A 4,335-nucleotide genomic window follows, 5' to 3' on the forward strand; every position below is an offset into this window, starting at 1 on the left:
AAAACACCCGCTGAGCGGGTGGAGCACAAAACGGTTATACCTAAAAAACACCTTTTTGATCAGACGGCGTTGTTCAGGCTCCCGTCCACATCGAAAAGGTGTTTTTTTATGACGGGAGAACAAGGTCTGGCATATTGCGGGATGGCTTTCATCTTGTCTTTGCTCCGAAGCGCAGTGCCGTGAAGAGATGGAACCATGAAGCCTTTTCGACGGCAATTGAAGAAGACAGATGAGGGCTCATGTCCGTATGCCTGGCATGACTTTGCTGAAACCTTCCATGTCGTCGGTCATGAGAAGAAGGGAAGTTTGCTTATGGGGTTTGATAAATATTCCCATAGGTGAAAGGCGGGGCGGATGATCAATGTTCTGAAGCTTTTGACAGCATGCCGGTAGAAGGATTGAAGGACGCGGCATCAGAAAACAGATAAGGGGCAGAGCGGAGAGAACATCATGTCCGCAGGGAGAACGTGCAGGGCGTATGCGGGGCCGTCCGGTTCGAAGCGCGGAAGGCTTCTGCGGAGAAAGGCGGGGTGCCCTCAAGGAACAGGGAAAACTGAAGCGCTGAAGCGGGAAAGGAGGGCCGACCGGGAATTCCATGCTGACATCTTTGAGGCTCGTGCAGGTGACGGACGCTCATACGGCCGGACTGTCCGGCTGTGTCACGGCTGTTTCTTTAAAAAAACAGGCGGGAGAGGATGTTCGTCCTCTCCCGCTGGTATTATCTATTCATACGAGCGAACTAGGCCCGCATTGAATTAGAACTTGTACTGGAAGGTAAGAGCGGTGCTCCAGGAATCCTTGTCGGTTTCGTTGGCAGCAGCCCAGGCGCGATGGTCGCCCTTGTCGTAGTCGGTGATGATGTAGGCAAGTTCGAGGCAGGCGCTCAGGTTCTTGTAGATCTGATAGGTGCTGGCCAGGTTGAATTCCACCGCGTTGTCGTTGGTGGTCATGTACTTGACGGGGTTGATGCTGGAATCGTTCTTGAGAACGCTGCCGGAGTCGTTGGTACCCTGGAACCAGGTGACGGTGAACTTGTGGGTCAGATCCTGCAGGAAGCTGACGTCTTCGATACCGGCCTGGATGCCCCAGGTGCCGGCGATGGCATGACGGCCGTTGTTGCTGTAGAAGCCGAATTCACCGTCGGCATAGGCGAATGTGGGATGGAAACGGCCGGCCCAGCCGGGAATCCAGTTCTGACCGAGGTACTGCACGTCGTCATCGTCGCCCGAGCCGTACCAGGCGCCCAGGATGGGAGTGCCGTAGGCGGTCTTGTAGGAAGCCTTGGCCTGCACATACCAGCCGTTGCGGTCGTTCCAGTTTTCGCTGTCGTTGTCGTAGGTGATCATGCCGTAGGCGCCGGAGACCTTCAGCACGAAGGGATCAAAGTAGCTCAGCACGAAGTTGGTGCCGGCCCAGAAGGCGTTGCCGTCGGCCTTGACGGTGGCGAGGCCGAAGCCGTCGGTGCTGCTGTCAAGAGCGTTGTCGCTGCCCTTGTCCAGAGAAGCGTACATGACATAGGGCGAGAAGGAGAATCCGTCGAACTTGAAGTTGGTGACGGCGCCGAAGAAGTCGGACTTGTTGGACTGATCGGTGTCGTTGTTGTTCACGTTGTCATACGCGCCGCGCAGCCAGAAGGCGGACACGTCGAGCCAGTCGGTCACGGGCGAAGCGACGGAAATGCCGTCGCGGCCGTTCCAGCCGGGATGCATGACGGCGTTCTTGCCGAAGGCGTCTTCAGGCAGACCGATGAGCTGACGGCCCATGCGCACCTGCACGGTGGTCTGAGGAATCAGCCAGTCGACGTACATCTGACGCATGCCGACGCGGGTGTTGTTGCCGGCGACGTCGGAACCCCAGTCGTAGTTGGTGCTCTTGTCGGTACCGGAGCCGATCTGCAGCTGCAGGTAGCCGGAGAGGTTTTCATTGGCGGTGAAGGTCATGCCGAGACGCAGACGCTGACCGGCTCTGTCGAAGTTCTGACCCGTACCCGCGTATTCGCCGGTGATGAAGTTGAACAGGTACTGTCCGTCCATCTTCACGTCAACGGCGGAAGCAGGGGCAGACGCGGCAAAGATCATGCCGGCAGCCAGAAGAAGCGTAGTAAGCTTTTTCATTGCAATCATTCCTTTGAAAAAAAGTGGTTGGTAAAACCGGTATGGAAAATCCCTCTTTTTCCATGAGCGGAGCTTAGAATTAACTTGTTATTTAATCAATAAAAAAATGTTAACAAAATGATAATTTTCAAATAAAAAATAGAAAAAATTAATATATTTATATGCTATTTCAATTAGTTACATAAAAGATTGTACGCATTGACCAAAAGCGCACCGTTACATGAAAGATTTGCAAAAATGTATGGTAATATATTGAAATAAAATACTATAATGAGCTGTTTTCCGAATGCGGGAATCCGGCGTGAAGAGAGGACGGCGGTCGTGTTTTCCGGGGGACAACAGCGTCTTCCGGGGAAAAAATGCCCCGTAACCCGCTGTTTCAGGAGGAGTTGTTGAAAATTTTGCATCAGGGAAGGGCGGGCGCGGACAAGATGCGAGGTGAGAAAGAGGGGGCATTTTGCGCGGCGGGCGTTCGTCTTTTTTCCATCTCCGTCCGCTTTTGCTTTTTAAGGAATGGTTCGGCAGGCTGCGGTGAAAACGTGGGGCCTTGAGAAAGGAACATGGGAATTCGGCGAAGCCGGTGCGCCTTTCCCTTCCCTCGGTTTTGCGGTAGCACAGGCAAAAACAATGTGAGGTTTTCCATGAGCAAAGAATATGATCCGCGGATGCATACGGCAGAACACACGCTGAGCGGGGTTCTGATCCGCCGTTACGGCTGTCCTCGCTGCTTTTCCACCCATATCAACGCCAACAAGTCCAAGGTGGACTTTCATTTTCCCCATGATCTTTCTCCCGAAGAGGTAAAGAGCATCACCGAGGAAGTGAACGCCGTTCTTGCCCGTGACCTGCCTGTCGTTGCCCGTGACATGGACAGGAACGAGGCGGCGAAGAAGTTCAACCTTTCACGCCTGCCGGAGAGCGCCGGAGATACTCTGCGCATTGTGTACGTGGGAGATCCCGATTCCCCCGAAGGCGCGCTGGACGCCTGTCCGTGCATAGGAGAGCACGTGGCCCATACGGCGGAGTGCGGCACGTTCATATGGGTTTCACACGAATGGAAAAGCGATGACGGAGGCGTGCTGCGCATCCGCTTCAAGCTGGACCGCTAGCGCGATGCTGAGCGGCAGAAGCGGAGGACACATCTTTTTTCTGACCACGGCATCAGGGGCGCAGCGGCTGTCCGTGCCGATGGAACCGGTGCGGACAATGCGGCAGGGCGGCTGACCTTTTCAACGCCGTGCGGCGTCGCAGCATGGTGAAAGGATGCTTTTTTCGAGGTTCCGGCAGAGTTTCAGGCGTCTGTCGGAGCCTTTTTATTTAATGGACATGATAGGCTCGGCTGACTGTCCTGACGGCAGGGAGGGCGGACAGTTTTTCGACGTCCTTTTGAGGTGGGGGCGCATTGTGCGGAACTTTTTCGGCTGAGAAATTTCGTTTTTGCGCAGAAAAATACTTTATCAATAAAAACAATATATTGTATATATTTTGAAAATATTTTTCAAAAAGAGCTCTGAAAAAGGATAAAAAATAATTGACATTGAAATTCATTTTCATTATTTCTGTTTTCAACAAAGGACGATGAAGAGCGGAAGATTCGCAGGATGTCCTTTGCTGTCAGGGGCGGCTGCTGAACCATGACGACAGGCCTTCTGACAGACACTGTTCCTTGACAAATGCACAGAGTTCGCAACGACCGATGAAGGACAAGTTTTTGACCTCCCCCCCCGGCCGTCTGACGATGGCTTGACCCGGCTTGTGCCGGAGGCGTCAGACGGCAAAATTTCCGCAGGGCGATTCGTTCTGCGTCATGTTGGAGCGCGACCGGGTCGCGTTCCGTGCTGAGGCTTGGACCTCAGTCTCCTGGTGCGGCGAGGGCCGTTCCCCACTGCGGGGGACGGCCCGAGGAAGCGCCGAAGCCTGTTGCCATAACAGCGTGAAGAAGTTCCGGCTTCTTCGCGTCTCCATACGAACGTCGCAGACTCCGAGGCGGCGTTTGCGCCGGGGCACGTGTCTGGGTGTTCCGGCAAGATTTCTCTGCCCAGCGGCAGGAGCATGGGGCGAAGCCCCTTCCCTCTGCATGTTCGCCATGCTTTCCGAAAAAGACAGGTGATTTCGGGAAGCTCTCCTCCGCATTGCCGGCATGCACGCCATGGCCTGCCGGCAAAATTTGCTCTGGAGTCGAAAGGCTCCAGTCTCCTCCCCCCCCCAGCCGGGCTTCTGA

General features: G+C 54.5%; 2 protein-coding genes. One reads left to right on the forward strand and one right to left on the reverse strand.

Annotation, left to right across the window (positions count from 1 at the left end; all coding sequences use genetic code 11):
• Positions 1 to 755 precede the first annotated feature (755 nt).
• Positions 756 to 2,114 carry an outer membrane homotrimeric porin gene (locus tag QZZ60_RS10770; protein WP_295641284.1) on the reverse strand — a complete coding sequence of 453 codons (1,359 nt, stop codon included), beginning with the start codon at positions 2,112 to 2,114 and terminating at the stop codon, positions 756 to 758.
• Between the two features lie 641 nt (positions 2,115 to 2,755).
• Between QZZ60_RS10770 and QZZ60_RS10775 the strand changes: the two genes are divergently transcribed.
• On the forward strand, positions 2,756 to 3,223 hold the full coding sequence (locus QZZ60_RS10775; protein WP_295641286.1) for a hypothetical protein: 468 nt from the start codon (positions 2,756 to 2,758) through the stop codon (positions 3,221 to 3,223).
• Positions 3,224 to 4,335 lie beyond the last annotated feature (1,112 nt).

This window comes from uncultured Mailhella sp., from assembly GCF_905187505.1.
Lineage (GTDB): Bacteria > Desulfobacterota > Desulfovibrionia > Desulfovibrionales > Desulfovibrionaceae > Mailhella.

What these genes read in the sequence shown, in the direction of transcription:
- QZZ60_RS10770 (WP_295641284.1), bottom strand. Translation starts at nt 2,114, where the DNA reads ATGAAAAAGCTTACTACGCTTCTTCTGGCTGCCGGCATGATCTTTGCC.
- QZZ60_RS10775 (WP_295641286.1), top strand. Translation starts at nt 2,756, where the DNA reads ATGAGCAAAGAATATGATCCGCGGATGCATACGGCAGAACACACGCTG.